Origin of the sequence: Streptomyces sp. HM190 (assembly GCF_009857135.1) — a bacterium.
In the GTDB taxonomy this organism is placed as follows: Bacteria; Actinomycetota; Actinomycetes; order Streptomycetales; family Streptomycetaceae; genus Streptomyces; species Streptomyces heilongjiangensis.
Genome location: NZ_CP047318.1, coordinates 3,251,808 through 3,278,635, shown reverse-complemented (window position 1 = coordinate 3,278,635; position 26,828 = coordinate 3,251,808). Strand labels below are relative to the sequence as shown.

Here is a 26,828-nt window from a genome sequence, read left to right as displayed (position 1 = left end):
CCCGGGCGGCCCCGTCCTGCCCGCGGCACGGGGATGGTCCGGTCGCTCCACGGGCCCGCGCCCCGCGCTTCCGTCCGGTTCCTGCCCCAAGGGTCTGCCGGTCCCGTGCCCCACAGGTCCCTCAGCCCCGTGCCCCACAGGTCCGTCAGCCCCGTGCCCTACAGGTCCGCCGGTCCCGTGCCCTACAGGTCCGCCGGGACCGCGCCCTTGAGGGACTTCAGGTCGAAGACCTGGGCCATCCGTTCGTAGCCCTTGTCGCTCGGGTGGAGGTGGTCGCCCGAGTCGTAGTCGGGGCGCAGCCGGCTGGGGGCGTACGGGTCGCGGAGCGCCTTGTCGAAGTCGACGACCGCGTCGAAGACCTTGCCGGAGCGGATGCGGGCGTTGACGGCCTGGCGTACGGACTCGCGCTGGTCGGTGTAGCCGCGGTGGCCGCTGAACGGCATCAGCGTGGCGCCGACGACGCGCAGCCCGCGCGCGTGCGCCAGGTCGACGAGTCCGCGCAGACCGGCGACGATCGTCTCGGGGTCGGCCTGGCCGGGGTTCTTCAGGATGTCGTTGACGCCCAGGTCGACGACGACGGCCTTGACGCCGGTGCGGCCCAGCACGTCGCGCGGGAAGCGGGACAGGCCGCTGGGGTTGTCGGCGGGGCGTCCCCGCCCGTTGGCGAGGACCTGGTTGCCGCTGATGCCCTGGTTGACGACGGTGTAGCGGGGCACGTCGGGGGAGCCGGCGGCGTCCCGCAGCCGGTCCGAGAGGACGTCCGTCCAGCGGCGGTTCTCCCCGACGGTCGAGGTGATGCCGTCGGTGAGGGAGTCGCCGAGAACCACGACGGTGCCCTCGGACTCCCGGCTCAGCACGTCCAGCGCGGTGACGTACCGCCAGTGCATGCTCTGCGTGGTGTACGGCGCCCCGCTGACGTCGGCGGCCTGGTCGCCCTCGGCGGTGTACGAGATCTGCCGGGCGTGCGCGTGATAGGTCGTGGGCCCGGACGGGGTGGGCGAGTAGGTGGTGATCAGCACGTCGCTGTCGTGCGGGATCGCGATCCGTACGGCATCGCTGACCACCTGCTGACCTGCGGCGATGACCACGGTCGTGCGTCCGCCGAAGGTGAGCCGGCGCATGGTGTCGGGCGCTGCCGCCGGGCTGTTCACCGCGGCGGCGACCGCGAGCGAGGCGTGGGTGACGGTCAGCGGCTGCTGGCCGTAGAGATTGGACAGCGTGACGCGGGCACTCGTCCCCGCGGCGGCGGTGTGCACGACGTTGCGCACCGAGCGGCCCGCGAGGCCGTTGGTCTCGGTGCCCGGTTCGGATCCGCTCGGCGACGCCGACCAGGCGCCCACCCAGACCCCGGTGGAGGCGGGGGCGGCGGAATTGCGCGGTGCGCCGGCGAAGGTCTTCTGGCGGCGGCTGCCGTCGTCGATGCCGACGCCGACGTAGATGGCCGCCGAGACGGTGACGATCAGGGCCGTGACGAGCGCCAGCAGTGCGCCGTGCCTCGTGGGGGGATCCCCCACCCCCCCGGCGTGACGCTTGGTCATGCGGTGTGTGGCTCCTCGGACAGTGGAGCCCCGAGGCTCCGTGGTGATCACTCCATGATGCGGCATGGGGCGGGGGCGGCCGGTGACAACCCCCGTCGGTTCCCCCGCCCGGACAGACGCGGGGAACTCCTGTCGCGTTCCAGGAGTACGTCATGCAGTAGGTCACCAAGGGACCGAGAAAGGGACGAGAAAGGGACAATGGGTACGGGGGACAGGAACGGGTGGAGTGAATGGACCGTACGAAACCGGAAGAGAACGGCACCCCGGGACAGCGTTCCCTGCCCGAGGGCCCGGGGAACCAGGTGACGGACACCACGCCGGGCGCGCGGGCGGCGGCGGACGCGCGCGGCGGATCGGGCGCGCCCCCTGTGTCGCATCGCACGATGACCACGTTCAGCGCGGTCGACGAGGAGAAGCAGCGGGGCGTGCGGCGGATGAAGCTGACCGCCGCCGGGCTCCTGCTGTTCGTGGCCGTGGTGTACGTCCTGGCGAAGTGGGCCTCCCACGAGGGCGCCGGGGCCTGGGCGGGCTATGTCGCGGCGGCCGCGGAGGCGGGCATGGTGGGTGCGTTGGCGGACTGGTTCGCCGTGACCGCCCTGTTCCGGCACCCCCTCGGCATCCCCATCCCGCACACCGCGATCATCCCCCGCAAGAAGGACCAACTGGGCGTCTCGCTGGGTGAGTTCGTCGGGGAGAACTTCCTATCCGAGGATGTCGTACGGCAGCGGCTGCGCGCCGTCGGCATCGGCACCCGGCTCGGCGCGTGGCTCGCCGAGCCGCAGAACGCCGACCGGGTGACCGAGGAACTGGCGACCGCGATGCGCGGCGCCCTCACGGTGCTGCGCGACGCCGACGTGCAGGCCGTCGTCGGGGAGGCCATCACCCGGCGGGCCAACAGCCAGGAGATCGGGCCCGGCATGGGGAAGATGCTGGAGCGGATCGTCACCGACGGCGGCCACCGGCGGGCCGTGGACCTGATCTGCGCCCGCGCCCAGAACTGGCTGATCCTCCACGACGACCAGGTCATGGACGCGATCGAGGGCGGTGCCCCCGGCTGGACCCCGCGCTTCGTCGACAAGCGGATCGGCGAGCGCGTCTACAAGGAACTGCTCCGTTTCGTCACCGAGATGAGGGACTCGCCCACGCACCCGGCGCGTGGCGCCCTGGACCGCTTCCTCACGGACTTCGCCAGGGACCTGCAGTCCGACACCGACACCCGGGCGCGGGTGGAACGCCTGAAGGGCGAGGTGCTCGACCGGGGCGAGGTCCAGGATCTCATCGCCTCCGCCTGGACCGCCGTCCGCGCCATGGTCGTGTCCGCGGCCGAGGACGAGCGCAGCGAACTGCGGCTGCGGGTACGGGCGTCACTGCTGTCGCTGGGCCGGCGGATGGCCACCGAACCGTCGGCGCAGGCCAAGGTCGACCGGTGGGTCGAGGGCGCGGCCGTCCACGTCGTCACCACCTATCGCAAGGAGATCACCTCCCTCATCACCGACACGGTCGCGGCCTGGGACCCCGAGCACACGACGCGGAAGATCGAGGCCAACATCGGCCGTGACCTGCAGTTCATCCGCATCAACGGCACGGTGGTGGGCTCACTGGCGGGGCTGCTGATCTACACGGTGTCGCGGGCGCTGGGGGCGTGACCCCGGCCGGGCGGCGCGCGGGGGACCGGTCCGGCGCGCCGGGCGCCGGGCCGGGGCGGGTTCCTGTGTGTGACGTCCCCCTTCGGGGCGTAGTCCTCGCCCGGCCGGGCACTCGACCGCGGTTCGCTCACGGAGGAGGGAGCCGCACACGTGGCCGTCACCGGACGGAAGTCTCCGCAGGGGGGCGGTACGGTCACCACCGCCGTACCCGCGCGCCTGGACCTTCTGCCCTGGTCTCGCCGGCACTGGATGGTGGTCGTCGGACTCGGCACGGTGTGGATCCTCGACGGCCTGGAGGTCACCGTCGTCGGCAACATCGCGGGGCGGCTCTCCGAGCGGGGAAGCGGTCTGCCGATCAGCTCCGCGCAGGTCACGGGCGCCGCGGCGGCCCTGTCCGTGGCGGGCGCCTGCGCGGGCGCCCTCTTCTTCGGCCGTCTCACCGACCGCTTCGGGCGCAACGCCCTCGCCGCTCACCCGTAGAAGTACTGCGCCGCCTTGCGCTCGAAGTACGACGAGTACACCAGCCCGATCGCCGGTGTCCCCCGGTACGTGCCGACGTACTGCTGCGCGCTGTCCACCACGACCGGCCGGGCCATGCACGCCCACTTGTTGCGCTGCTCGGCCTCCGCCCACCGTACGGCCGCCGGATCGACCCGGTCGCTGACCAGCACCGGGAAGGCCGCGACCCCGTTCTGCAGACCGGCCGGCAGCCCGCCCTTGGTCTTCTTCGCGTACGCCAGCACCTGATCCGTGAACGTCGCGATCGTCGGGATGGTGATCTCCGGAACGGCCGCCGCCACGGTGAACAGGTGGAGCTTCGTCCCCATCCAGCGCCACTTGAAGTCGGCCCGCCGCCCGACGAGTACCGGCACTCCGGCCCAGTCCTCCCACCAGGTACGGCATTCGTCGGCGGCGAGACGGGACCCCAGGGAGGCGACGTAGGACTGCGAGGCGGACTGCTGTGGATACATGGCCGGATCATGCCCCGCCGTGGCCGGATCGCGGAAGGCGGGGTGAGGCCAAGGTTGTGCCAGGGCCTGTCGTTCGGATCACGCCGGCTTCGGGCTACGGCACCTTGATGGCCGCCGGTGAGCGGCGCATGGCGCGTGCAGCTGCAAGGCGGAGGAGGGATTCAACGCGGAGCGTTGGGGACCGACGACAACGCGGCAGATGTGCGCGCCAAGCCCCGCGGCCCAGCCGTGATCCAAACGACAGGCCCTGACTAGGCCCCGGTCGTGGACCCGGGCCGCACCATCATCAGCACCGTCACCCACAACTTGGGGGAGGCTCAAGGGCTCAGGGGCTCAGGGGCTCAAGGGCTCAGGGGCCCACGGGCCCAGCGGTTCAGAGCGCTCGGTGTCATGCCCGGCGGTCGGCCACCACCCAGGACGCCAGGGCCACCGTGCCCGCCACCCCGAACACCGCCGGCCAGGCGCCCACCTTCTTCGCCAGCGGATGCGACCCGGCGAACGCGGCGACGTACCCGGCGGTCAGCGCGGCTGCCGCCCTGCCCCCGGCCGCCCGCTGCCACTGCTGGGCCGCGGCGGCGCCGGCGACGGCCAGCACAGCCCCGCCCAGCTGCCGCTTCTTCGTCCAGCGGGCCACCCCGTACCCGCCGATGAGCCCGCTCGCGGCCACCGCCGCCGCAGGAACCTTCGCCATCGTCCGCCTCCTGGTCGTCGCAGCGCCGACTGTCGCGCGCTGTCGTCCCGAGGCTAACTCTTCTAGTACCCCACTCGCTGAAGCTGAGTCTGTGCTTGTCAACTTTCCTCCCGAGGGCTATATAAGAAGGCGTAGGAAATCACCGGGCATCGCATCCAGTGCCTGATGAGAGGAGTGACCCGTGATGCTCATGCGTACCGACCCGTTCCGTGAGTTCGACCGGCTCGCGCAGCAGGTGTTCGGCACCGAGAGTCGGCCGGCCGTCATGCCGATGGACGCCTACCGGGCCGGCGACGACTTCATCGTCCACTTCGACCTCCCGGGCGTGGACCCGGAGACGATCGACCTCGACATCGAGCGCAACGTCCTGAACGTCCGCGCGGAGCGCCGCTCCCCGGCCCCCGACGGAGCCGAACTGGTCGCCGCCGAGCGCCCGACGGGTACGTTCACCCGCCAGCTCTTCCTCGGCGACACCCTCGACGCCGAACGCGTCGACGCCTCCTACGAGGCGGGCGTCCTCACGCTGCGCATCCCGATCGCGGAGAAGGCCAAGCCGCGCAAGATCCAGATCAGCGGCGGCAGCGACCGACGCCAGCTCGACCGCTGACCGGCCCGGCACGACCAGGGGCTCTTCGGGCCCCTGACCCGGCCCTGCTACGAGGGGGCACCGGTCCGCGCCACCGGACGGCGCGGCCGTCCGGTGCCCCCGGCCTGCACTGCGGTGAGCGGACGTCGCCTGCCTGGGGGCGGCGGCCCCCCGCCCCCGCCCCCGCCGACCACCCGATGGATCAGCCGTGTCGGGCGGTCGGGCGGGTCAGGCCAGTCGACCGGTCCAGCTCGGCCGGTCCAGCTCGGCCGGTGCAGTTCGGACGGTGCAGTCGATCAGTAGTCGCCCCTGCTCATCGTGGTGCGCTCGGACTCGCTGCGAAGGACGCAGAACTCATTGCCCTCGGGGTCCGCGAGGACCGCCCAGCCGGCACCGTCCGGCTTCCGGTGATCGGCGACGAACGTCGCTCCGAGACCCAGCAGCCGCTCGACCTCCGCCTCGCGCGACGTCGTCGGGCGCAGGCAGAGATGGAGCCGGTTCTTGACGGTCTTGGGCTCCGGCACCTGGTTGAAGTACAGGACCGGGCCCTCCGACAGCATCACCATCGTCTCGTGGTCACCCGGCCGCACTTCGGGATGGACGGGGCAACCCGTCACCGCGCTCCAGAACCGAGCCAACTCGTAGGCGTCCGCACAGTCGATCGCCACGTTCTCCAGTACCGAGGTCATGCCGGTGAGCCTGGCGCAGCCCGGACGAGGCACGCCACTCGATTCAGGTGGGCCCCGCCGCGGTCGACCGGATGGGTACCGCACCCCCGCCGACTGAGTAGGAACACTCAGGCCCGCGGACGGTGACCGCAGCGAAGATGAGGATCACCTTTCATCGCAGCGCAAGTCCGGGAGACCCGCATGCTCAGCCGCCTCGCCGACGTCCTCGTGCCGACCGTAGGACGTCTGACGGTCACCGCCGACGCCGACGCCGTGCTCGCACCGGGCAGCATCATCGCCGCGAACCACACGTCGCTCGCGGACCCGGCCATCGTCCTGGCCGCGCTGCACCGCCTGGGCGTGCACCCGGTGGTGATGGCGGCGGCGGGCCTGTGGCGCATCCCGGTGCTGGGCCGCGCCCTGGCCCGCGAGGGCCACATCCCCGTCCACCGCAACGACCCCCGCGCCGCCCAGGCCCTGGACGCGGCGGTAGCCGCGCTGCGGGAGGGCCGCCTGATCCTCATCTACGCCGAGGGCGGCATCCCCACCCGCAAGGACGCGGCCGAAGCGCCCCCGGCCCCGTTCCGCACGGGCTTGTCCCGCCTGGCCCGGCGCACCGGCGCCCCGGTCATCCCGGTGGGCCAGGCAGGCGCCCGCCGCGTCACCTCGGGCAACCCGGCCAAGCAACTGGCCGGCCTCGCCACGGCCCCACTCCGCCGCCCGAACCTCCACGTCCACGTGGGCGCCCCACTGACGCTGACCGGCGAACACGCCACGAACACGAAGCAGGCACACGGCGCGGTCACGGCTGCCTGGCGGACAGCAGCGGGGCAGCTGGGGGAGGCGGCGGCGCCTGTGGCATAGCTTCGCCGGACCCGCCCGCCGTCACGAGAAGAGGAGGGTCGGCTCAGCGAGGATGTCACGCCCCAGTTCGCTCCTGTAGATCAGATCGATGCTGCCGAAGCGGGCGTGGGCGTAGTGCAGGCCAAGGGCTGCCACCGCGTCCCGCACTGCAGCCTCGGAAGAGCTCTCGATCTCCAGGAAGGTGTCCAGCTCCGGCCAGGTGTCGAAGTCGTAGGTGACCCCGTTCAGCCTCCACTCTTCGCGGTAGTTCTGCTGGTAGCGGACCTGCCGCAGACCGAGCGCCGTGAGCAGCTCCGCTGTCTTGGCCAGGTCGTCGACCTCGATCTCGATCTCGGTGGTCCCGTTGATGTGTGTGGAGTCGGTGACCTGCTTCAAGGTGAGCGTGGTCTTGCCGCCCTCGTCCCGCAGCCGCAGCCACTGTTCGCCTTTCACGGCGTCGTTCTCGAAGATCAGGCGGGTGAACATGGTCTTGGGGAAGACCTGTTCGGCCCCGGCGGTTCGCAGCGCGCCGACAGCGGCCTGCACGTCGATCTTCAGGAACTTTGCCTCGTACTCGTTCTCCGCCACGCTTCTCCTTCACAAATGACGACCTCTACGCGTCAGGATGTGGAACTCCTGCTCACGCACCTTGTTGATCTCGCCGCACACGGCGCTCTCCAGGAACTGGTCCAAGGGCAGACACAGGTCCGTGCGCTGAATGCAGACACCCACGTGGAAGGTCCCCTTGGGGTCGCGGTAGAGGCGGACCCCGTAGTAGCCCTTCTGGCAGTCGGTCGCGTTGTTGAAGCGGCAACTCGCACAGGTCTTCGGCAGGCGCACCTGCCGAATGTGCTTGGCCTTACCTCGGACCGTACGCGCGCCCACGGCTCGAACCGGCGCAGCGCATGGCCGAGCAGGTCGTCAAGGAGCTTCAGGCGGGCTGACGGCGCGAGTGGTCTCGAAGGAGCACCTTCAGAACCCGGCATCCCGCACGGCCCCCACGAAGTCGGCCCAGGCCTCGGAGCTGAAGGATAGTCGCGGGCCAGAGAGGTCCTTGCTGTCTCGTACGGCGCACCCGTCCCGCACGAAGGCGGCCTCCACACACTCGGTCCCGCTGCCCCCGCTATATGAGGACTTGAACCACTGGTGCTCGGACCGTATCGGCATTACGACTCCTTGCTAAGGCGGTGGATCAGTTGGGCTGAGGACTCGAGGTCGAGGGCCTGGGCTTTGAGGTACTGGAACGCCAACCTATATCGCTCCAGTTCCTGAGGCTTTTCCATGAAGAGGCCACCGCCGATGAGGTCTACGTACACGACATCGAGGTCGGGTTTCTGACCGGCCAGGATGAGGAAGCTGCCAACGGCCGCTGCGTGAGCGCCCGTTGTAAACGGGAGCACTTGGACCGTGATGTGGGGGAGCTTCGCCATGGTCAACAGGTGGCGGAGTTGAGAGGCCATGACCTTGGGTCCACCGACGGTTCGTCGGATGGCGGCCTCGTCGATGACGCACCAGACGTGCGGCGGGTCTTTCCGTTGAAGGAGTTCCTGCCGCTTCATGCGGATGTCTACCATGTGCTGCACTTCCCGCTCAGGGCACTGTCTTTCGGAAGACCGGTGGACGGCCTCGGCGTAGTCGCGGGTCTGGAGCAGGCCTGGAATGAACATGCAGGCGTAGTGGTCCTCCCGTACCACCTCGTCCTCCAGCGTGAGCATGAGGTTCATGGAGTCGGGGATGGGGTCGGCGAGCGATCGCCACCAGCCTTGGATCTTGGCGGCTTTGGCGAGTTCGACAAGGGCCAGCCGTTCCTCTTCCGGCGCGTCGTACTCGCGGCACAGCGCATCCACGGTGGGCCACTTGACCGAGCCCTCTTTCGTCTCGTAGCGGCTCAAGGTCGCTTTGGAGACGCCGACCCGGGCGCCCGCTTCTTCGAGGGTGAGCCCTTTGAGCTCACGGAGGCGGCGTAAATCGGCGCCCAACTGGCGCCTGCGGGTGGTGGGGCCTACTGCCATGCTTCGGGCCTTTCAAGTCGAACCGTCAGATCCTGGGGCTTCCTCGACTGCGCTCGCAACGTGGTGTGCGCCGGGGGCGTGCGTGCCAGGAGCGTGCTCCCGCCCGTCATAGATGAGAGTTCCATTTTGAGAGTTCCAGTGCAACTCTCTGTGTGCAATCAAGCGCGGATCGCAACAGTAGTTGCGGACAGAGGAGTTGGGCGATGGACTGCATCGCGGGCGTGCCGAGGAAACCCTGGAACGTGCCCTTCGTGGCCGAGCCGGAGGGGGTGGCGTCCCTCCGGCGGATCATGCGCCTTCATTTGGGTCTGTGGGGCCTCCATGAGGTCATCGACGCCGCCCAGCTCTGTGTCAGCGAGCTCGTCTCCAACGTCATCAACCACGTAGGAGTCGGAACCCCCACCACACTTGCCGTCTCCATGAACGGCACCTGTCTACGGATCGAGGTGCACGATCCTGACCCTCGATCCATGCCGACCCTCATCGAGGCCTCGGACCTCGAAACTGAGAGTGAGTCCGGCAGAGGGATGGCACTGATCGGCGCCGTCGCCGACCGTTGGGGCGTCCAGCCCCACGCCGATCACAAAGTGACGTGGTGCGAACTCGCGACGGGGCTGACGTCCGACAGTGGTCACGCCGGTGGAGTGCCCGTTGCCCGAGCTGAGGCGATCCTCGCTTTGTACGGGACCGCGAGGCTCCCGCAGGCGGCGAGGCCCACGGCACTCACCAGGGCTATTGCCGAGGAAGCGGTGAGCGCTCTGATCACCGACCTGTTGCACTGGGTGAGAGCCCATGGACGGGACGCCGGCGACATCCTCGATCGGGCCCAGAGCCGCTTCGAGGCGGAGGCGTCCGCATAGGACGCTCCGCCTTCGGTGGTAAGTCTGCTGAGCAGGCTCACCGTGTGCCCGGGGCTTGTAGGCGATCACTGGTGGGCAGCGGCGCTATCCGCTGGTGATCGCCGAGTACGTCCAGACATCGGCCGGAAGCCTGTGCTTCAGGCGCCAGGTGATCGCCATCGGCTTGCTGCCGGTGTGCTCCACGTACGTCGCGGGACCGAGGAGCATCCAGGGGTGCGCCTTGCCGATGTCGGTGTCCTTGTATCGACGCATGAACAGTAGAACGTGACTACCTTCCTGCGCATGTCGCTGATACCGCAGGCCCGTGGGGGAGTTCTCGGCGGTGGCGTTCTGGGATTCCCAATGGAAGAGCGTGGGGCTCAAGGCATAGTCCTTGTAGCGGACCGTAGGGGAGAAGTCCTTTTCGTTCTTCTCCATGGTGATCAGCAAGGCGTCGGTCTTGATGTCCTCCACCCACTGCACGCCTTGCGCGAAGGTTCTGGGCATCTGGCCGCCGAAGCGAGCCACCCCAAGCGCAGCCAGTATCTCGGAACGGTTGTAGGCGCTGTGAACCTTCAGCGGGATGTTGCTGTGTGGGCCTGAGAGGGGAATCGGGAAATGGCCGTACTGTTCCATGACGTACGACAGCACTTGGCGTAGTTCGTCGCGGAACACCGGCTGGGAACGCAGGGATTCAAGCCCCTGCTGGAAACTGGTGAAGCCGCCTGCGTTGTCCCAGAGATTGAAGAACAGCATGCGGGCATACGCTTGATCAGTCGGCGGCAGCTTCTCGTACGTGGGGGCGTCATCGGAAAGGAGGCGAAGATAGGCCTGCGCGCGTTCGTGGTCGTCTACGTGCAGAAAGGCGTGGACGCGTTTGAGGAGTGCCGCTTCCCCAGATGGTGCCGGTTCAGTGATCTCGCCGGTCTTCCGGAGAACGGTGGTCCAAGAGTTGTCGCTCTTGTAGAGCTCCTTGATTTCTCGGCGACTCTCACGGAGATAGTCCGCGAGGCGCGGAGTCCGGTAGTCCTTGACCTCCTTCACCAACGTCTTGACGGTTGCGCCGATCTGAGAGCGGATGTTGTCGAGCACCAGATTCTTGGACTTACCTTCCAAGATGATCTGGCAGCCCGAGGGAAGCTGTGGGAAGTCGAGCTCGATGTGGTCGACGAGCCGGTTCCGGGACAGGTTCGTCACGGCTCGGAACTGCTCTTCGAAGCGGAACTCCGCCCGGTGCTGGCCGATGAAGTCGAGGACGGTGAGGACGGGTTTCGTCTCCGTGCGCCGCAAGCCTCGCCCCAACTGCTGGAGGAAGACCGTCGCGCTGCTGGTGGGGCGGAGGAGCAGCAAGGTGTCGACATCGGGGATGTCGAGGCCCTCGTTGAACAAGTCGACCGAGAAGATCACCTGAAGCTTGCCGTCCCGTAGGTCGGCCAGAGCCTGCGCCCGATCCGCGGCGCTTGAGTCGCTGTCGAGTGCTACGGCTCGGAAGCCGGCCTGCCGGAAGAAGTCCGCCATGAAGTGCGCATGGCGCTTGGTCACACAGAAGCCAAGAGCCCGCATGGCTCCCGGATTGGAAACTTTGTCGCGGATCTGCTTGATGACGATGCGGGCGCGGGCGTGGTTGCCCGTATAGATGTTTTCGAGGTCGCGATCAGTGTACGAGCCCTTCTGCCAACTGAGGTTGGTCAGGTCGGTCCCATCAGGAATCCCGAAGTAGTGGAAGGGACACAGGAGATCGTTCTCCAGCGCCTCCCACAGTCGCATCTCGGCTGCGATACGACCGTCGAAGAACTCGTCTTGCACATTGCGCCCGTCCATCCGCTCAGGCGTCGCGGTGAGGCCCAGGAGCTCCTTCGGCTTGAAGTACTCAATGACTCGGCGGTACGTGCTTGCCGTAGCGTGATGGAACTCGTCGATCACGATGACATCGAAGTGATCGGCAGCGAGTTGCTCAAGCCGCTGGAGGTTGAGCGACTGGACGCTGGCGAAGATGTGATTCCACTCGCGCGGATCCTGGCCGCTGTAGAGGAGCTCGCCGAATGAGGCGTCGTCGAGCACCTCGCGGTACGTACGCAAGGACTGCTTGAGGATCTCCTTGCGGTGGGCTACGAACAGCAACCTCGGATTCCGGTTTCCCAGAGTCTTTCTCAGGTTTCGGTAGTCCAGGGCTGCCATGACCGTCTTGCCGGTCCCGGTTGCTGCAACCAGGAGATTGTGGTTCCGGCCGCGGATTTCCCGCTCAACACGGAGGCGTTCCAGCATGTCCTGCTGATGCGGGAAGGGGCGGACTTCAAGCCCTGACAGGCTGATCTTGAGATCGGTCGTGGGGCCTGACCCGCTGGCCTGAGACAGTGCCCGGTCGAGGCGCTCACCGTCAGCGTCTGGGTCATACAGTTCGAAGGCGCTGTCGTTCCAGTACGCGTCGAAGGTTGCCTCGAACTTGTTGAGCACTGCCGGGGTGGCAACCGATGACAGGCGTACGTTCCACTCCAACCCGTCGAGCAGGGCCGCCTTCGAGAGGTTGGAGCTACCGACGTACGCCGTGTCGAATCCGCTGTTGCGTCGGAACAGCCATGCCTTCGCATGCAACCGCGTGGAACGAATCTCGTAGTTGACCTTCACCTCCGCGCCGAAATCACGGACGAGACGGTCGAGCGCGTGGCGGTCGGTGGCGCCGATGTAGGTGGTCGTGATGACACGGATAGGGACGCCACGTTCCTTTGCCGCGCGGAGCGAATCTTCGAGTACGCGCAGGCCGTACCACTTCACGAAGGCGCAGAGCAGATCGATCCGGTCTGCTGTGGCCAGTTCGGCACGCAACTCACTGCCGAGACTGGGGTCCTCAGGGGAGTTGGTGATGAGTGCGGTCTCGGAGAGTGGAGTGAGGGGGCGGATCGCGTAGACGCCGGGAGCCTCTTGCTCGGCCAGCGCCAAGAGCTGGCGAGGGCCGTCGGCGATGAGCTCGACAGCGTCACCGGCGTCTTGCTCAGGTGCGTCGGATGCAAGCGACCCGATGATCTGGTTGGCCAGCGCAACACGCTTGTTGTGTGGCAGCTGGCTGAGCTTGCGCCCTATTGCCTGGCCGATGTGCCGGGCAAGCACATGCGGGGACGATTCTTCACTGACGTCAGCGTCGATGGCCTTCCAACCGGCCGAGCCCAACTGCTCCATCTGCGCCTGCATGCGCCGCGTGACGAGCTCCTCGTACACACCCGCGACGGGCTGTGACAGATCCCCCGGCTGAGCCACGCTGACTCCCTCGATCGCTCGTTTAGCAACGGCACTGTTGTAACAGCTGCCACGGACAAGCGGTGGAGAAGCGGCGTTAGCCGATCGGTGATCGGCCAGCGGGCCACCCTTGACGCGGGCCGCTCCGGCGCGGAGGAGAAGCGAGCGGGCGGCTTGGGAGGTTGGGTGGCCCGATCGGGGCGAGGGGGAAGTTGGCGGGGTGGCGTGTCAGGGTGCCCGTCGGGTCAGTTCGGGGCGCCGTGACACGACTCGTACGCCTGCCCCGACCCGCACCAGCACGCGCTCCCCCTCTGCGGGGGCCACTCCGCCGCCAGGCCGCGGGCTGCCAGGGTTGTCGCGTACTGGGGGAGGAGGGTCGCGTCGTCCGGGGACGAGCCCTCCGATGCCGCGAACGCCTCGTAGGAGGGGACCGTGCCCGTCACGATGCCCAGGTTCGGGGTGCCGGACGACGCCAGTTCGCGCAGGGAGGACTCTATGGTCGCCAGGTGGTCGTCGTGCGACGGGTACTCCGCGAGGAGGCCCGGGTACGCCCCCACCAGTTCCGTCAGCTCGGCCGCCGGCCAGTGGAGCACCGCCACCGGGAACGGGCGCGACAGGGCCTCCCGGTGCGCGCCCAACTCCGCGCGCAGGCGGGAGATCTCCGCCTGGAGTTCCGCCGGGTTGTCCGAGCCGAGGGACCAGACCCGTTTCGGGTCGTGCAGCTCGTCCAGGGAGACCGACGACGAGTGGAGGGTGTCCGCCAGGGCGTCCCAGTCGTCGTGCGGGGCGCCCAGCATGCGGCGCACCCGGTGGCGGCCGAAGAGGAGCGGGCGGGTCGCGTACGGGGGCTCCGCCACGTCCGTCAGCAGGAGCCGCGCGGCCGTCGTGAACGTGTCCTCTGCCGCCCCCAGCTCGTCGTGGGCCTCCAGCGCCTCCGCCACGATCACCCAGGGTGCCGGGTCCCGGGGAGCGGCCGCCCGGATGCCGTCGATGATCGCCCTCGCCTCGGCCTCGTGGCCGTACTCCCAGAGGTTCGACGCCTTCAGGGCGCGGACGAGGTGGGGGTTCTCCAGGGGGGTGGCGGAGGCGAGCAGGCGGTCGTAGAGGGCGGTCGCCGTGGGGCGGTCGCCGGCGAGTTCGCGGTGGGCGGCGGCCTGGATGAGGAGGTGTTCCGCGTCCTCCGGGTAGAGGTCCGCGGTCCGCTCCAGGCGGGCCGCCTCGGCGGGGTGGTCGACGTTCTCGGCAGGCGTGTCGGGGCGCATGGACGACACCGTACTGCCCAGGGAAGGCCCACGGGGGTGTGGTGCGCGGTGCTTGTGACCGGTTGTGGGTGGGGTGCGTGCCGGGGTGTGGATCTCGCGGTTCGTGCCCCGGCCCGCAACGCCCCACTCCGCTAGATCGTCACCCCGTCGATCTGCAGTGTCTGTACCGCGCCCGCCGCGAACGGGACCGCCACCGACTTGCCGTTCAGACGGGTGTCGGAGTAGGCGCGGTAGCGGTCGGTGCCGCCCGAGGTGTGGGTGTTCCAGCGGGGGACCAGGCCGTTCGTGCCGCCCGTCACCGTCGTGAAGCGGGAGAGGTCGAACGTGAGGGTCTGGGCGGACGTGGCGGTGTTGATCGCGACGATCACCAGGCGGCGGGCTGCCGCGTCGTACGCCGCCGCCGTGTAGCTGGAGCCCGCGTCCAGGATCGTCATCCCCGGGCGGATGTGGCGGCTGAACTGCGCCATCACGTAGTACTTCGTCTCGATCGCGCCTGGCTGGAGTGTGTTCGCGTCGTACTTGATCATGCCCCAGCCCGCCGTCGGGTCCATCACCTGCCAGTAGACCCAGGCCGTCGGGTGCAGCCAGCGGAAGTCGTAGCAGAGGTTGCGGGCGAGGGTCCAGCCCGTGCCGTCGCTGTCGCCCGTCTCCGAGTTCCACAGCTTCTTGCCCGCGGTCGTCACGACGTCCGTGTAGAGGAGGTCGCGGCGGCCGTTGGCGCCCTGGTAGCCGTGCACGTTCACCTGGCTGACCAGGCCCTTCGTCGTGGCGTTGAAGGAGTTCCAGGTCGAGCGGGCCGTGTCGTAGTTCGTCTCGTCGGACGCGGAGACACGGACCGACTGCAGGCCCCGCTTGTCCAACTCGCTGCGCATGTACGGCAGTACGGCGGCCTGGACGGCCGGGTCCATGTGGCAGCCCTCCTGGGTGCCGGTGGCCGTCCACCACGTCGACGCCGGCTCGTTGAAGGGGTCGACCGTCGCGAAGTTCACGCCCCAGTTGTTCTTCGCGCGCAGGGCGACCGCCGCCAGGTGGGAGACGTGCTGGCGGTAGTTCCACGTCTGGAGGTTGTTGCCGCCGCCCGAGGCGCCCGACGGGTTGTGGTTGCTGCACATCCACCACATCGGCGAGTTCGCGAACAGCTCGGTGGTCGCGCCGCGGGCGACCGCCTTGGTGAGCGCCGCCCGCTGGTTCGCGTCCGCCGTCCAGTCCCAGGCCGAGGACGCCGGGTCCTCGTTGTTCCAGTCCTGCCAGTAGCCCTCGATCTGCTTGAACGCGGGGATGTTCGGCGATACGACCATCGACTCGCCGTTCACCGAGTTCCAGCTGCACGCGCCCAGGTTGTAACGGGCGATGTTCATGCCGAGGCCCGGCAGCGCCGTCCCGTTGTACGTCGTCGTCCTCGTCGTGAACCACAGGTCGGCGAAGTCGTCCCGCGCGCCGAACACGTTCGCCCACCAGGCGAGCGAGGTGCCCCAGCCCTCCCAGGTGCCGTACTTCGTCGCCGGGTCGATCGCGACGGTCGCGTCCGCGTGGGCGGTGCCGGTGGCGAGGGCGGTGCCCACGACCGCCCCGCCGGCCGCGGCCAGCAGGGCTCTGCGGCCCAGCACCGGGGAGGCGGAGGTGCGTGGCTCGGGGCGCTGGGCGTTCCTGGGGTTCTGCGGTGCCGGTGAGGAAGCGTTCATGTCAACTCCGGGGTTGCGGGGTGCCGGGGTGGGGAGACCCCGGGGGAGGTGGAGAGACGCAGGAGGGCCATCGGAAGAGTCAGGGGTGGACCCTGAGGTTGTCGAGACTTCTGACAGCGCTTTCTGCGATTTCTTTCAACGGTTGTGAGAAGGGCAGATAAAAGCCCTGCCGTCTGTGACCGTCCGTGGCCGTTCGGTTGCGCGGTTGCGTGGACGCGCGACCGCGAAGTGGGAGCCCGCCTCGGTGCGGGGCCTGGCGTGGATCGTTCCGTTCGCGCGGCGGCTCCCCTGTTCACTTCGTGGGAGCCGCCTTATCGTTCCCGCCGTGAGGACACCCCGGGTCGTCCACCACCGCGGCCGGCGCCGACGGGCCGCGTACGCCCGCGCGCTCTGGACCGCCGCCGAACTCGCCGTCACCCTCGGCCTGGTCCTCCTCCTCTTCGTCGTCCACCAGCTGTGGTGGACCAACCGGGAGGCCCAGGAGGCCGCGCGGCGCGAGGTCGCCGCGTTGGAGAGGGAGTGGGCCGCCGGGGCCGCGGACGGGTCGGCGCCGCTCACCGGCCCCACGGCGCCGGGGCTCGACACGGCACCCGCACGCCCCTCCGCCCCTTCCCCGCCCTCCGCTCCCGAGGGCGGCGCCCCGGACCCCGCCCGGCCCCGCCCCGCCCAGGTCTACGCCGTCCTCGCCGTACCCCGCCTCGGGCTCCGCCTACCCGTCGCCGAGGGGACCGGGCGCGCCGACGTCCTCGACCGCGGCTACGTCGGCCACTACCCGCGGACCGCCCAGCCCGGACGGCCCGGGAACGTCGCGCTCGCCGGGCACCGCAACACCCACGGCGAGCCCTTCCGCCACCTCGACCGGCTGGACCGCGGCGACGCGGTACGGATCGAGACCCGCGACGCCGTCTACACGTACGTCGTCGACCGGACGCTCCCCCGCACCACGCCCGGCGACGGGGGCGTCCTGCGCCCCGTGCCGCGCAGCGGTGTGCTGCCGGCGTACGGGTACGACGCACCCGGCCACTACCTCACGCTCACCACCTGCACGCCCGCGTACACCTCCACGTACCGGCTCGTGGTCTGGGGCAAGCTCCGGTCCGTCCGCCTCCGGTGAAGGGGGGGCGGAGGCGGAGGGGGCGGAGGCGGAGAGCTCCGGGGCGGCCGGTGGGGGCGTCCTGTATAAACGGGAGGAAGTCCGCGTGGTGTCGAGGAAGGGGTGAGCCGTGTTCCGTGCGCTGGCCCCTCTGCGTCCCGTCGCCGCCCTGCTCCTCGTGCTCTTCGAGCTGTCCGTGCTGGACGCCGGCACCCTCTCCGCCGCCGTGGCCTTCGCCGCCACCGCCGCGGCCGGGTCCGCCTTCGCCGCCTGCTCGGTCATCGCCTCGCGCTGCGCCCCCGTCGTCCCGCGTACGCGCGTACGGACGGCGATCCGGGACCGGGAACGCCGTACGGCGTTCCTCGCCCAACGCGATCCCGACGCCCGCGGCCGTACGCGACCCCGGGCGCCCGGACGTGCCCTCCTGACGGTCACCGCGTAGGGCACACCACCCCCTCCTCGCACCACCCGTGCCCCTCACGCGGGCCGTCGCGCCGAGATCCCCGTCACCGGACACCCCGCTCACCGGGCTGTTCCGGACCACTCCTGGCACGACGAGACCCCTGGAGGGCTCCCACCCATGTCCGTATTCGCCGACGTCGTCGCGCGTCTCGCCGATCTGCTCGACCCGCTGTTCCACGCCTCCGCCACGGCCGTCGCGATCGTCCTGTTCACCGCGCTCGTACGGCTGCTCGTGCACCCCCTGTCCCGGGCGGCGGCACGCGGGCAGCGAGCCCGGGTCGCGTTGCAGCCGAAGATCGCCGAGCTGCGGAAGAAGCACGCGAAGAACCCGGAGAAGCTGCAGAAGGCGGTGCTGGAACTGCACGCCGCCGAGAAGGTGTCACCGCTGAGCGGGTGCCTGCCCAGCCTCTGCCAGCTCCCCGCGTTCTTCCTGCTCTACCACCTGTTCTCCAACAAGGAGATCGGCGGCCAGGCCAACGAACTCCTCACCCACCGGCTGTTCGCGGCGCCGCTCGGCGACCGCTTCGCCGACGCGCTGGGCGCGGGCGGCCTCCTCGGGCCGCAGGGCCTCGTCTACGTGGGACTGTTCCTGGTCGTCACCGGGGTCGCGGCCTTCAACTTCCGCCGCACGAAGCGGATGATGGCGGCGGGCACGGCCGGGATGCCGGCCGCCGGCGACGAGCAGGTGCCCGGGCTGGCGGCGAGCATGGGCGCCGTCGGCAAGATCATGCCGTTCATGTCGTTCTTCACCCTCCTCACCGTGGCGGTGGTCCCGCTGGCGGCCGCGCTGTACGTGGTGACCAGTACGACGTGGAGCGCGATCGAGCGGGCGGCGCTCTACCCCGCGACCCCCGCGGCCACCCCGGCACCCGCCGCCGCGTAGCGGAACCGACCTTCGCGTAGCGGCACCGAGCCTCGCGCGGCGGGACCGAGCCTCGCGCAGCGGGACCGAGCCTCGCCCACGGGCTACCGGCGAGTAGTGGTCCAGTCCGTGAACCGGGTCTTGCGGAGTGCACAGTGACCTTGGACGATCGACCAGTCCTCCGATGGCTGCACCCATCGGTCGGGCGGCCGGCGTTCGAGGGAGAGGGTGACCATGAAGCTGCTGCGGGTCGGTACGGCGGGCGCGGAGCGACCCGCGCTGCTCGACGCCGAGGGTGTCCTGCGGGACCTCTCGGCGCTCGTGCCGGACGTCGACGGCGGGCTGCTCGCGGACGAGGCGGCGCTCGGCCGGATCCGGGAGGCGGCCGAGGCGGGCGACCTTCCGGAGCTGGACGCGACCGGACTGCGGATCGGACCGCCGCTCGCCCGGATCGGCAAAATCGTCTGCATCGGGCTCAACTACCACGACCACGCCCGCGAGACGGGGGCCGAGCCGCCCGCCGAGCCGGTGATCTTCTTCAAGGCCGCGGACACCGTCGTCGGTCCGCACGACACGGTGCTCGTCCCGCGCGGGTCGGCCAAGACGGACTGGGAGGTCGAGCTCGCGGTCGTCATCGGCCGTACGGCGCGCTACGTCGAGTCCCGCGAGGACGCGCTCACACACGTCGCCGGGTACGCCGTCTCGCACGACGTGTCCGAGCGGGAGTTCCAGCTGGAGCGCGGCGGGACCTGGGACAAGGGCAAGAACTGCGAGACGTTCAACCCGCTGGGGCCGTGGCTGGTCACGCCGGACGAGGTGCCGGACCCGCAGAAGCTGGGGCTCCGGCTGTGGGTCAACGGGGAGCTGAAGCAGGACGGCACGACCGCCGAGCAGATCTTCTCGGTGGGTGAGGTCGTGCGGTACGTCAGCCACTTCATGACGCTCTACCCCGGGGACGTCATCAACACGGGGACGCCCGCCGGGGTGGCCCTGGGCGAGCCCGACCCCAAGCCGTTCCTGAAGGCCGGGGACGTGGTGGAGCTGGAGATCGACGGGCTCGGGCGGCAACGGCAGGAGTTCGCCCAGGCGTAGGCGTAGGCGTAGGCGCAGGCGCCCGGCGTCTCGCCGCTCGGCGTCCCGGTCCTCGGCGTCCCGCTGCTCGGGGCGTTCGTCATGCGAGCCTCACTGCCACTCCCTCGGCCGCCGACTTCCCCGCCGCCTCCAGGACGTCCAGCGCGGCGGCCGCCTCGTACGCCGTGACCGGGTTCTCGCCGGTGCCGTGCAGGGCGGCGGCCACGGCCGCGTAGTACGCGGGGTAGTCGCCGGGGACGGTCGGGACCGGGCTGCCGCCGCCGGTGACGGGGGACTCGCCGGCGCCGATACGGCCCCACAGGTCCTCGGGCTCCACGCCCCAGGGGGCGCCCGGCGCGGGGCGCGCGCCGGCGCGGAGGTCGGCCTCCTGCGGGTCGAGACCGTACTTCACATAGCCGGCCTCGGAGCCCAGCACCCGGAAGCGGGGCCCGAGCTGGGGGGTGACGGCGGAGACGTGGAGGTGGGAGCGGACGCCGCTCGCGTGGGTGACCGCGATGAACGTGTCGTCGTCCGCCTCGGCACCGGGGCGGCGCAGATCGGACTCGGCGTAGACGAGGGTGGCGGGACCGAAGAGTGTGAGGGCCTGGTCGACCACGTGACTGCCCAGGTCGTACAGGAGACCTCCGATCTCTGCCGGGTCGCCGGACTCGCGCCAGCCGCCCTTGAGCTGGGGCCGCCAGCGTTCGAAGCGGGACTCGAAGCGGCGGACCTCGCCCAGGTCGCCGTCGGCGAGGAGCGCGCGGAGGGTCAGGAAGTCGTTGTCCCAGCGGCGGTTCTGGAAGACCGACAGGAGCAGACCGCGGGCGTCGGCGAGGGCGGCCAGCCCGCGGGCCTCGGCCGCCGTGCCGGCGATCGGCTTGTCGACGACGACCGCGAGGCCCGCCTCCAGCGCGGCGGTCGCCAGCGGGACGTGCGTCTTGTTGGGGGAGGCGACGACGACCAGGTCCAGTGCGTCCGCCCGGTCCCACAGCTCGTCCGCGGAGGCCGCGAGCCGTACGCCGGGGAACTCGGCGCGGGCCTGCGCCTGCCGCTCGGGGTTCGAGGTGACGACCGTGTCGAGGGCGAGGCCCTCCGTCGCGGCGATCAGCGGGGCGTGGAAGACGGAGCCGGCGAGGCCGTAGCCGACCAGCGCCACGCGCAGGGGAGCGGCGGGGGCCGCACCGCGCGCGCCCGGTGCGGAGGGGGCCGTAGCGGGGGAGTCCGTGCCGTTCGTGGTGCCTGTCATACGTCCACTTAAGCAACGCTGTTGCCAAAGTGCAAGCGCGAGGGACAATGGGAGAGTGAACGGCAATGGGAACGGCACCGGCAACCAGAACGGGCGCGCGGCGGGAGCGTCGGGCGTGAACCTCCTGGCGCTGCGCAGCCACAACGGGGCGCTCCTGCTGGACCTGCTGCGGACGGCGGGGGCGGCCGGGATAAGCCGCCTCGAACTGGCGGACCGGACGGGGCTCACCCCGCAGGCCGTCAGCAAGATCATCGCCCGGCTCCGGGCCGACGGGCTCGTGACGGAGGCGGGCTACCGCGCCTCCACCGGGGGCAAACCGCGCACCGTCCTGCGGCTCGTCCCCGACGCCGGCCACGCCGTCGGGCTCCATCTGGACCGCGACGCGCTGACCGCCGTGGTCTGCGACCTCACCGGCACGGTGGTCGGCGAGCGGCACGCCCCGCTGCACCTGGGCGCCGGGGCGGACGCCGTGATCGAGAACGCGGCCCGCGCGGTGGAGGAGCTGCTCGCCGACGAGGAGGCCCCCCTCCTCGGGGTCGGCGTCGCCCTGCCCGGCCCCCTCGACCATCTGCACGGCGTGCTCCACCGGGTCACCGGGTTCCCGGAGTGGGAGGGGTTCCCGTTGCGGGCCGCCCTCGCCCGGCGGCTGCGGACCCCGGTGATCGTCGACAAGGACACCAACGCCGCGGCGCTGCGGCTGGCCGTCGCCCTCGGGGCGCACGGCTCCTTCGCGTACATCCACCTCGGTACGGGTCTCGGCGCCGGGCTCGTGTTCGGCGGGTCCGTCCACCGGGGCACGCGGACCCGCGCGGGGGAGTTCGGGCACCAGATCATCCAGCTGGACGGGCCCTTGTGCAGCTGCGGCAACCGCGGGTGCATCGAGGCGCTGTGCCTCGCGGCCGTCGCGCGGGGCGACGTGGACGAGGCCGCGCGCGTCCTGGGGACCGGGGCCGCGAACCTCGTCGCCCTGCTCGACATCGAGCTGGTGCTGCTCGGCGGGCGCACGGTCGAGGAGCGGCCCGACGTCTTCGTCCGAGGGGTCGGCGCCGTCCTGGACGAGTGGGCCCGCCGCCAGGGGGAGGAGCCGTACGTGCCGGTGCGGGTCGCCTCCGGCGGCGAGCTGGGCGTCGCGGAGGGGGCGGCCCAGCTGATGCTCGCACCGCTGTTCGGGCGGGCTGACGGATAGACCCGCCACCGCCGCCGAAACCACTCGGTGCCGGTGGTGACGGTGGTGACGGTGGTGGCGGTGACGGGGCGGGCGTGAGGGTGGCGGTTCGCCGGAGAGCGCTGGGCGGGGCGGCGCCGCACCGGCGCCGCCCCCTCCGCTGATCGAGGGGACTTCCGCGGTCTCCCCGGCGGCCCCGGGCGTGGCTCCCCGCCCGCCGCGGAGGCGCTGGCATGGTCATGTGTTCATGCGACTGTGTACTTGTCTGACCTTGGTATTAACCGTCGGAGCCGGCCTCGGTGGTGGTCCGGGCGTGGCGGTCGCGGCGGTGGGTGAGGCCGTCGGCTGCGCGGGAGCCGACAGCGAGGAGTTCCCGATCCGGACCCGTATCGACGGGGGGCCGTCCTCGTATGTCGCCGGCGGCGGCTTCCGGACCTGGGCGGTGGAACTCGTGAACACCACCGACCGGACCTGCGCGGACGTCCATCCGGTGATCGTGCTGGTCGACGACGGGCGGGCCCTGAAGCGGTCGCAGCCGCAGCTGGAGTACTTCGAGGACGCGAAGGGCACCACCGCCCGGCCGGTCACCTTCGAGGAGACCGACTCGGACGAACTGGTCGGGGTGTTGGACGAGGACGGCGACGGCTTCACCGTGCCCGCCGGCCGCACCCTCACCGTCAGGGTCCGTCTCGCCGTCACCTCCGACGCGGCCGTGCCCAACGACGTCGTGGCCAACGCGGCCGTCGTCCAGCGGCGCGGCGACGACAGCGAATGGGTGGGGGAGTCGAACGACTACCGGTTCCGGATCACCGACGAACACGAAGACGAACACGAAGACGGGCGCGAGGACGAGAACGAGGCCGAGGCCGAGCGCGAGGGCCAGGACGAGGGCGCAGGGGCGCGCAAGGAGCGGGACCAGGGCGCGGACGGGCGGCGCGAGAGCAGCGAGTCCCCGCGGGCCGGCAAGAGCGAGCGGCCCGCCGGCGACCGGGTGAGCGCGAAGCCGGCCCCGGACGCGGAACCGGACGCGGAACCGGATCCGGCTCCGGACGCTGGACCGTACCCCGGGGAACTGGCCGAGAGCGGCTCCGGACCCGTCCTCCTGCCGTACGCCGCGGGGGTGTTGGCCCTCGCCGTCGGCGGGGTGCTGGCGGCCGGGGTCCGCAGACGCCGGCGCTGAGCGGGCGGGACGGTCTCAGCGGCCAAGATCGCCCTCCTCATTTCAGCCACGTCTCACTAGGGTTGGGAGCCGATCCGCACGTACGGCAGGAGATCCCACATGGCAGAGCGCAAGCCCATCGAGTCATGGCTCACCGACATGGACGGGGTGCTCATCCACGAGGGTGTGCCGATCCCCGGCGCCGACGCCTTCATCAAGAAGCTGCGGGAGTCCGGCCGGCCCTTCCTGGTGCTCACCAACAACTCGATCTACACCCCCCGCGATCTGCACGCCCGGCTCTCCCGCATGGGCCTGGACGTCCCCGTCGACCACATCTGGACCTCGGCCCTGGCCACCGCCCAGTTCCTGGACGACCAGCGGCCCGGCGGCACGGCGTACGTCATCGGCGAGGCCGGTCTGACCACCGCCCTGCACGACATCGGGTACGTCCTCACCGACCACGACCCCGACTACGTGGTCCTCGGCGAGACCCGCACCTACTCCTTCGAGGCCATGACCAAGGCGGTACGGCTGATCAACGCCGGCGCCCGCTTCATCGCCACCAACCCGGACGAGACCGGCCCCTCCACCGAGGGCCCGCTGCCCGCGACCGGCGCCGTGGCCGCGCTGATCACCAAGGCGACCGGGCAGCGCCCGTACTTCGCCGGCAAGCCCAACCCGCTGATGATGCGCACCGGCCTCAACGCGATCGGCGCCCACTCCGAGACCAGCGCCATGATCGGCGACCGCATGGACACCGACGTCCTCGCCGGGATGGAGGCCGGGATGCAGACCTTCCTGGTGCTCACCGGACTGACCACCCCCGACCAGGTGGAGAAGTTCCCCTACCGGCCGTCGAAGATCGTGGACTCGATCGCGGACCTCGTCGACCGCGTCTGACCCGCCCCTCCGTGCCCCCGTGCGGGCGGCACCCCGGGCGGTAAACCCCCGGGCACCCGGACGGAGCAGCACGGGCCCTCCCCGGATGCGGCCCCGGTCCCGGCGGGGGAGTCTCGGGTCTGGAGGTTCACCATGGGCTCACTGCGACTCACTCTCTGTACGGGGGCGGTGGCCGCCGCCGCGCTGACCGCGCCGGCGTTCGCCGTCGACGCGGCCGACGCGGGGAACGTCTCGGTGGTGCCGGCCACGCCGGCGCCCGGCACCGACATCCAGGTGCGGGCCAAGGGCTGCGAGGGCAGGTCGGGCACCGCCGCGTCCTCGGCGTTCGTCGCGGACGCGCAACTGACCGTGCTCGGCGGCGAACGGACCCGCATCCTCTCCGGCGAGACCCGCATCCGTTCCTCGCTGAAACCCGGGACGTACGGCGTACGGGTCTCCTGCGACGGCACCGAGGACAAGGTCAAGGGCACGATCGAGGTGGGCGACGGCAAACAGCCCCCCGCCCGGCCCTCCGCCAAGCCCTCCGCCAAGCCCTCCGTCCGGCCTTCCGCCTCAGCGCGGCCCAGCGGGCGGCCATCGGCGCCCGCCTCCCCGGTCGCCCCGGTCCGCGCGGGCGGCGGCGGAGCCGCCGCACTGCTCGCGGCGCGCCCGGTGGCCCCCGCGGACGCCGCCGCCTCGGCGGACGGCGCCCACTCCATGGACGCCCGCAACACCGGGCCCGGTGCCCGGCACGCGGTGATCGGCCTGGTCCTCGCCGGTGTCGCGGCCGCGGTCGTCGTGGTGCGCGGCGCCCGCCGGGGCCGAGGCACGAAGTAAGGGGTCGAACGTGTCCGGTCAGGACCACTCCGACACCGGGGAGAGCGGCGGCGGCACGAGCGCCGGCCGGTTCACCACCGGCGTCGCCTGGGCCGTACTGCTGCTCGGCCTGTGGCTCTGGGGCCGCGAGGTCACCGACGTACGGCATGGCACAGCGGCGCCGACCACCGGTGACGTGGCCGCCGTCGGCAGGCCGGCGCAGGCCGAACTGCCGCCCGCGGCACAGCCGTTGAGGGGAGCGCGCCCCCAGCGCCTCGACATCCCCGCCATGGGGGTGCAGGCCCCGGTCGTGGCACGCGGCCTCGACGTCGACGGGGCGATCGACCCGCCCTCGTACGACCAGCCGGGCGTCGTCGGCTGGTACGCCGCCGGAACCCGGCCCGGTGCCACCGGGACCGCGCTGTTCGTCGGTCACGTCGACACCGAGACCCGCCCCGCCGTCTTCTACAAGCTCAGCGCCCTCGGGCTGGGCGAGCAGATCCGCGTGGCCCGCGACGACGGCACGGTCGCCGAGTTCACCGTGGACGACGTGCGGGTCCTCGGCCGCGACGACTTCGACGCCGAACAGGCCTACGGCGTACGGCAGTCGGGCCGCGCCGAACTCCGCCTGGTCACCTGCGGCGGCACCTTCGACAAGAAGAGCCGCAGCTACACGGCGAACGTCGTCGTCTCCGCCTACCTCAGCGGCACCCGCCGCTGAACCAGCCGCACACGGTCCGGCCCCGGCGAGGCACACGGTCGTCCGGGCCGCCCGCGCCCCCGTTCGCAGGCGGTTTCCGTCCGACGCGGTCAGGAGACAACAGCTCTCGGTCAGGCGCTGGCATCCCCGGGGGCGAGGCGGGAAACATGCCAGGATTGGCCCTGACGACACGGTGCGCCCAAGGGGGAGTTGGATGTACGCCAACAGGGAGGCCCGGGTCCGGGCGTCCATGGCGGTGGCGGGGGCCACGCTGCTGCTCGCAGGCTGTTTCGGGGGAGACGGCGACGGCGAGGACGACAAGACCACGGGCTCCGGGGTCACCCAACAGCCGGACGGGACCGACCCGTTCTGGGTCAACCCGGACGGGAACGCGGCCGCGCAGGTCGCCGCCTACGAGAAGGCGGGCGAGGACGAGAACGCCGAACTGATCCGCAGGATCGCCGAACAGCCCACGGGCGAGTGGATCGGACCCGAGAACCCGGAGCAGGAGGCCAGGGGCTTCACCGAGGCGGCGGAGCAGGCCGACCGGGACGCCCTCCTCGTCCTCTACAACATCCCGCACCGCGACTGCGGCCAGTACTCGGGCGGCGGCGCGGCCGACGGCGACGCGTATCGGGCGTGGATCGACGGCGTGGCCCGCGGCATCGGGGACCGGCCGGCCACGGTCGTCCTCGAACCCGACGCGGTCCTCCACGTGGTGGACGGCTGCACCCCGGGCGAGTTCCACGGGGAGCGGTACGACCTGCTCAAGGGCGCGATCGAGAAGCTCGGCGCGCTGAAGAACACGAAGGTGTACCTGGACGCCGGGAACGCGGGGTGGAGCGAGGCCGACAAGATCGCCGAGCCGCTGAAGTGGGCCGGCGTCGACCAGGCCGACGGGTTCGCCGTCAACGTCTCGAACTTCTACACGACCGGGGACTCCGTCCGGTACGGCAAGCAGCTGTCCGCGAAGATCGGCGGCAAGCCGTTCGTCATCGACACCAGCCGCAACGGCAACGGCCCCTACACCGGCGGCGACAAGGACGAACAGTGGTGCAACCCGCCGGGGCGGGCGCTCGGCGAGACACCGACGACGAAGACGGCGGACCCCCTGGTGGACGCGTACCTGTGGGTCAAGCGGCCGGGGGAGTCGGACGGCGAGTGCAAGGGCGGGCCGAAGGCGGGGGAGTGGTGGCCGGAGTACGCACTGGCGTTGGCCAAGGCGTCTGACTGAATGCCGGACGCCTCGTAGCTCGGGGGTGCGCGGTCCGTCGGCGGGTGCGGGTGGTGTGTGGTTCCTCGCGCAGTTCCCCGCGCCCCTGAAGGGAGCGGGCCTGCGGCCCGCCCCTTCATGAAAGGCGCGGGGCGCAGCCCCGGTCGCTTTCGAGGGGCGCGGGGCGGTGACA

Annotated in this window: 26 protein-coding genes and 1 pseudogene; 15 read left to right on the top strand and 12 right to left on the bottom strand. The window is 70.8% G+C overall.

The window, feature by feature from the left end:
- Positions 1 to 182: 182 nt before the first annotated feature.
- A complete protein-coding gene (locus GSY65_RS13770) occupies positions 183 to 1,538 on the bottom strand; it encodes an SGNH/GDSL hydrolase family protein (protein ID WP_159767859.1) in 1,356 nt (451 codons plus the stop codon).
- Between the two features lie 230 nt (positions 1,539 to 1,768).
- Between GSY65_RS13770 and GSY65_RS13765 the strand changes: the two genes are divergently transcribed.
- Together GSY65_RS13765 and GSY65_RS13760 are read left to right on the top strand one after the other, a co-directional pair.
- Positions 1,769 to 3,184 carry a DUF445 domain-containing protein gene (locus GSY65_RS13765; protein ID WP_443043219.1) on the top strand — a complete coding sequence of 472 codons (1,416 nt, stop codon included), beginning with the start codon at positions 1,769 to 1,771 and terminating at the stop codon, positions 3,182 to 3,184.
- 150 nt (positions 3,185 to 3,334) lie between these two features.
- Positions 3,335 to 3,649, top strand: a pseudogene (locus GSY65_RS13760) (MFS transporter); the annotation flags it as partial.
- A 5-nt stretch (positions 3,650 to 3,654) separates the two neighbouring features.
- Here GSY65_RS13760 and GSY65_RS13755 read toward each other — a convergent pair.
- Positions 3,655 to 4,155: a levansucrase gene (locus GSY65_RS13755; protein ID WP_159767855.1), complete on the bottom strand. Its 501-nt coding sequence runs from the start codon at positions 4,153 to 4,155 to the stop codon at positions 3,655 to 3,657.
- A gap of 388 nt (positions 4,156 to 4,543) precedes the next feature.
- Positions 4,544 to 4,846 carry a hypothetical protein gene (locus GSY65_RS13750; RefSeq protein ID WP_159767853.1) on the bottom strand — a complete coding sequence of 101 codons (303 nt, stop codon included), beginning with the start codon at positions 4,844 to 4,846 and terminating at the stop codon, positions 4,544 to 4,546.
- 184 nt (positions 4,847 to 5,030) lie between these two features.
- On the opposite strand from GSY65_RS13750, the gene GSY65_RS13745 reads away from it, so the two are divergent.
- Positions 5,031 to 5,453: an Hsp20/alpha crystallin family protein gene (locus tag GSY65_RS13745; RefSeq protein ID WP_159767851.1), complete on the top strand. Its 423-nt coding sequence runs from the start codon at positions 5,031 to 5,033 to the stop codon at positions 5,451 to 5,453.
- Between the two features lie 275 nt (positions 5,454 to 5,728).
- Here the strand turns inward: GSY65_RS13745 and GSY65_RS13740 are convergent, their stop codons facing one another.
- Positions 5,729 to 6,121, bottom strand: coding sequence for a VOC family protein (locus GSY65_RS13740; RefSeq protein WP_159767849.1), 393 nt, complete (start codon positions 6,119 to 6,121; stop codon positions 5,729 to 5,731).
- Between the two features lie 180 nt (positions 6,122 to 6,301).
- On the opposite strand from GSY65_RS13740, the gene GSY65_RS13735 reads away from it, so the two are divergent.
- Positions 6,302 to 6,964 (top strand): lysophospholipid acyltransferase family protein, encoded by a 663-nt coding sequence (locus GSY65_RS13735; RefSeq protein ID WP_159767846.1) that lies wholly within the window; start codon positions 6,302 to 6,304, stop codon positions 6,962 to 6,964.
- A 21-nt stretch (positions 6,965 to 6,985) separates the two neighbouring features.
- On the opposite strand, the gene GSY65_RS13730 is transcribed toward GSY65_RS13735, so the two are convergent.
- The 4 genes from GSY65_RS13730 to GSY65_RS13715 form a co-directional block, all read right to left on the bottom strand.
- Positions 6,986 to 7,531, bottom strand: coding sequence for a class IV adenylate cyclase (locus GSY65_RS13730; RefSeq protein ID WP_159767843.1), 546 nt, complete (start codon positions 7,529 to 7,531; stop codon positions 6,986 to 6,988).
- A gap of 9 nt (positions 7,532 to 7,540) precedes the next feature.
- On the bottom strand, positions 7,541 to 7,783 hold the full coding sequence (locus GSY65_RS13725) for a hypothetical protein (protein ID WP_201452532.1): 243 nt from the start codon (positions 7,781 to 7,783) through the stop codon (positions 7,541 to 7,543).
- A gap of 132 nt (positions 7,784 to 7,915) precedes the next feature.
- Positions 7,916 to 8,110, bottom strand: a complete 195-nt coding sequence (locus tag GSY65_RS13720) for a DUF397 domain-containing protein (RefSeq protein WP_159767840.1) — start codon at positions 8,108 to 8,110, stop codon at positions 7,916 to 7,918.
- On the bottom strand, positions 8,110 to 8,955 hold the full coding sequence (locus tag GSY65_RS13715; protein ID WP_159767837.1) for a helix-turn-helix domain-containing protein: 846 nt from the start codon (positions 8,953 to 8,955) through the stop codon (positions 8,110 to 8,112). The genes GSY65_RS13720 and GSY65_RS13715 overlap by 1 nt, the downstream gene beginning before the upstream one ends.
- A 203-nt stretch (positions 8,956 to 9,158) precedes the next feature.
- On the opposite strand from GSY65_RS13715, the gene GSY65_RS13710 reads away from it, so the two are divergent.
- On the top strand, positions 9,159 to 9,815 hold the full coding sequence (locus GSY65_RS13710) for an ATP-binding protein (protein ID WP_159767834.1): 657 nt from the start codon (positions 9,159 to 9,161) through the stop codon (positions 9,813 to 9,815).
- Positions 9,816 to 9,899: 84 nt separating this feature from the next.
- On the opposite strand, the gene GSY65_RS13705 is transcribed toward GSY65_RS13710, so the two are convergent.
- From GSY65_RS13705 to GSY65_RS13695, 3 genes are all read right to left on the bottom strand, one after another.
- On the bottom strand, positions 9,900 to 12,980 hold the full coding sequence (locus GSY65_RS13705; RefSeq protein WP_201452789.1) for a DUF3427 domain-containing protein: 3,081 nt from the start codon (positions 12,978 to 12,980) through the stop codon (positions 9,900 to 9,902).
- A 290-nt stretch (positions 12,981 to 13,270) separates the two neighbouring features.
- Complete coding sequence (locus GSY65_RS13700; RefSeq protein ID WP_159767831.1) at positions 13,271 to 14,287, bottom strand: SEC-C domain-containing protein; 1,017 nt, start codon at positions 14,285 to 14,287, stop codon at positions 13,271 to 13,273.
- Between the two features lie 131 nt (positions 14,288 to 14,418).
- Positions 14,419 to 15,894: a beta-1,6-galactanase gene (locus tag GSY65_RS13695; protein ID WP_159775918.1), complete on the bottom strand. Its 1,476-nt coding sequence runs from the start codon at positions 15,892 to 15,894 to the stop codon at positions 14,419 to 14,421.
- Positions 15,895 to 16,294: 400 nt separating this feature from the next.
- On the opposite strand from GSY65_RS13695, the gene GSY65_RS13690 reads away from it, so the two are divergent.
- The 4 genes from GSY65_RS13690 (at position 16,295) to GSY65_RS13675 (ending at position 19,478) form a co-directional block, all read left to right on the top strand.
- Positions 16,295 to 17,083 (top strand): class E sortase, encoded by a 789-nt coding sequence (locus GSY65_RS13690; protein ID WP_159767828.1) that lies wholly within the window; start codon positions 16,295 to 16,297, stop codon positions 17,081 to 17,083.
- Between the two features lie 109 nt (positions 17,084 to 17,192).
- Positions 17,193 to 17,504: a DUF6412 domain-containing protein gene (locus GSY65_RS13685; protein ID WP_159767825.1), complete on the top strand. Its 312-nt coding sequence runs from the start codon at positions 17,193 to 17,195 to the stop codon at positions 17,502 to 17,504.
- 138 nt (positions 17,505 to 17,642) lie between these two features.
- Positions 17,643 to 18,407 (top strand): YidC/Oxa1 family membrane protein insertase, encoded by a 765-nt coding sequence (locus tag GSY65_RS13680; protein WP_159767822.1) that lies wholly within the window; start codon positions 17,643 to 17,645, stop codon positions 18,405 to 18,407.
- Positions 18,408 to 18,620: 213 nt separating this feature from the next.
- Positions 18,621 to 19,478: a fumarylacetoacetate hydrolase family protein gene (locus GSY65_RS13675; protein WP_159767819.1), complete on the top strand. Its 858-nt coding sequence runs from the start codon at positions 18,621 to 18,623 to the stop codon at positions 19,476 to 19,478.
- A 79-nt stretch (positions 19,479 to 19,557) separates the two neighbouring features.
- On the opposite strand, the gene GSY65_RS13670 is transcribed toward GSY65_RS13675, so the two are convergent.
- Positions 19,558 to 20,703 carry a Gfo/Idh/MocA family protein gene (locus GSY65_RS13670; RefSeq protein WP_236579780.1) on the bottom strand — a complete coding sequence of 382 codons (1,146 nt, stop codon included), beginning with the start codon at positions 20,701 to 20,703 and terminating at the stop codon, positions 19,558 to 19,560.
- Positions 20,704 to 20,758: 55 nt separating this feature from the next.
- Between GSY65_RS13670 and GSY65_RS13665 the strand changes: the two genes are divergently transcribed.
- The 6 genes from GSY65_RS13665 (at position 20,759) to GSY65_RS13640 (ending at position 26,656) form a co-directional block, all read left to right on the top strand.
- Positions 20,759 to 21,889: an ROK family transcriptional regulator gene (locus GSY65_RS13665; protein WP_236579779.1), complete on the top strand. Its 1,131-nt coding sequence runs from the start codon at positions 20,759 to 20,761 to the stop codon at positions 21,887 to 21,889.
- Positions 21,890 to 22,115: 226 nt separating this feature from the next.
- Positions 22,116 to 23,048 carry a cell wall protein gene (locus GSY65_RS13660; protein ID WP_159767816.1) on the top strand — a complete coding sequence of 311 codons (933 nt, stop codon included), beginning with the start codon at positions 22,116 to 22,118 and terminating at the stop codon, positions 23,046 to 23,048.
- 99 nt (positions 23,049 to 23,147) lie between these two features.
- On the top strand, positions 23,148 to 23,927 hold the full coding sequence (locus GSY65_RS13655) for an HAD-IIA family hydrolase (RefSeq protein WP_099964759.1): 780 nt from the start codon (positions 23,148 to 23,150) through the stop codon (positions 23,925 to 23,927).
- Between the two features lie 132 nt (positions 23,928 to 24,059).
- On the top strand, positions 24,060 to 24,743 hold the full coding sequence (locus tag GSY65_RS13650) for a hypothetical protein (protein WP_159767813.1): 684 nt from the start codon (positions 24,060 to 24,062) through the stop codon (positions 24,741 to 24,743).
- Positions 24,744 to 24,753: 10 nt separating this feature from the next.
- A complete protein-coding gene (locus GSY65_RS13645; protein WP_159767810.1) occupies positions 24,754 to 25,443 on the top strand; it encodes a class F sortase in 690 nt (229 codons plus the stop codon).
- A 193-nt stretch (positions 25,444 to 25,636) separates the two neighbouring features.
- A complete protein-coding gene (locus GSY65_RS13640) occupies positions 25,637 to 26,656 on the top strand; it encodes a glycoside hydrolase family 6 protein (RefSeq protein ID WP_201452531.1) in 1,020 nt (339 codons plus the stop codon).
- Positions 26,657 to 26,828 lie beyond the last annotated feature (172 nt).

Coding starts and splice junctions, on each gene's coding strand:
- GSY65_RS13770 (WP_159767859.1), bottom strand. CDS start 1,538: ATGACCAAGCGTCACGCCGGGGGGGTGGGGGATCCCCCCACGAGGCAC.
- GSY65_RS13765 (WP_443043219.1), top strand. CDS start 1,769: ATGGACCGTACGAAACCGGAAGAGAACGGCACCCCGGGACAGCGTTCC.
- GSY65_RS13755 (WP_159767855.1), bottom strand. CDS start 4,155: ATGTATCCACAGCAGTCCGCCTCGCAGTCCTACGTCGCCTCCCTGGGG.
- GSY65_RS13750 (WP_159767853.1), bottom strand. CDS start 4,846: ATGGCGAAGGTTCCTGCGGCGGCGGTGGCCGCGAGCGGGCTCATCGGC.
- GSY65_RS13745 (WP_159767851.1), top strand. CDS start 5,031: ATGCTCATGCGTACCGACCCGTTCCGTGAGTTCGACCGGCTCGCGCAG.
- GSY65_RS13740 (WP_159767849.1), bottom strand. CDS start 6,121: ATGACCTCGGTACTGGAGAACGTGGCGATCGACTGTGCGGACGCCTAC.
- GSY65_RS13735 (WP_159767846.1), top strand. CDS start 6,302: ATGCTCAGCCGCCTCGCCGACGTCCTCGTGCCGACCGTAGGACGTCTG.
- GSY65_RS13720 (WP_159767840.1), bottom strand. CDS start 8,110: ATGCCGATACGGTCCGAGCACCAGTGGTTCAAGTCCTCATATAGCGGG.
- GSY65_RS13715 (WP_159767837.1), bottom strand. CDS start 8,955: ATGGCAGTAGGCCCCACCACCCGCAGGCGCCAGTTGGGCGCCGATTTA.
- GSY65_RS13710 (WP_159767834.1), top strand. CDS start 9,159: ATGGACTGCATCGCGGGCGTGCCGAGGAAACCCTGGAACGTGCCCTTC.
- GSY65_RS13705 (WP_201452789.1), bottom strand. CDS start 12,980: ATGCAGGCGCAGATGGAGCAGTTGGGCTCGGCCGGTTGGAAGGCCATC.
- GSY65_RS13700 (WP_159767831.1), bottom strand. CDS start 14,287: ATGCGCCCCGACACGCCTGCCGAGAACGTCGACCACCCCGCCGAGGCG.
- GSY65_RS13680 (WP_159767822.1), top strand. CDS start 17,643: ATGTCCGTATTCGCCGACGTCGTCGCGCGTCTCGCCGATCTGCTCGAC.
- GSY65_RS13675 (WP_159767819.1), top strand. CDS start 18,621: ATGAAGCTGCTGCGGGTCGGTACGGCGGGCGCGGAGCGACCCGCGCTG.
- GSY65_RS13670 (WP_236579780.1), bottom strand. CDS start 20,703: ATGACAGGCACCACGAACGGCACGGACTCCCCCGCTACGGCCCCCTCC.
- GSY65_RS13660 (WP_159767816.1), top strand. CDS start 22,116: ATGCGACTGTGTACTTGTCTGACCTTGGTATTAACCGTCGGAGCCGGC.
- GSY65_RS13655 (WP_099964759.1), top strand. CDS start 23,148: ATGGCAGAGCGCAAGCCCATCGAGTCATGGCTCACCGACATGGACGGG.
- GSY65_RS13650 (WP_159767813.1), top strand. CDS start 24,060: ATGGGCTCACTGCGACTCACTCTCTGTACGGGGGCGGTGGCCGCCGCC.
- GSY65_RS13640 (WP_201452531.1), top strand. CDS start 25,637: ATGTACGCCAACAGGGAGGCCCGGGTCCGGGCGTCCATGGCGGTGGCG.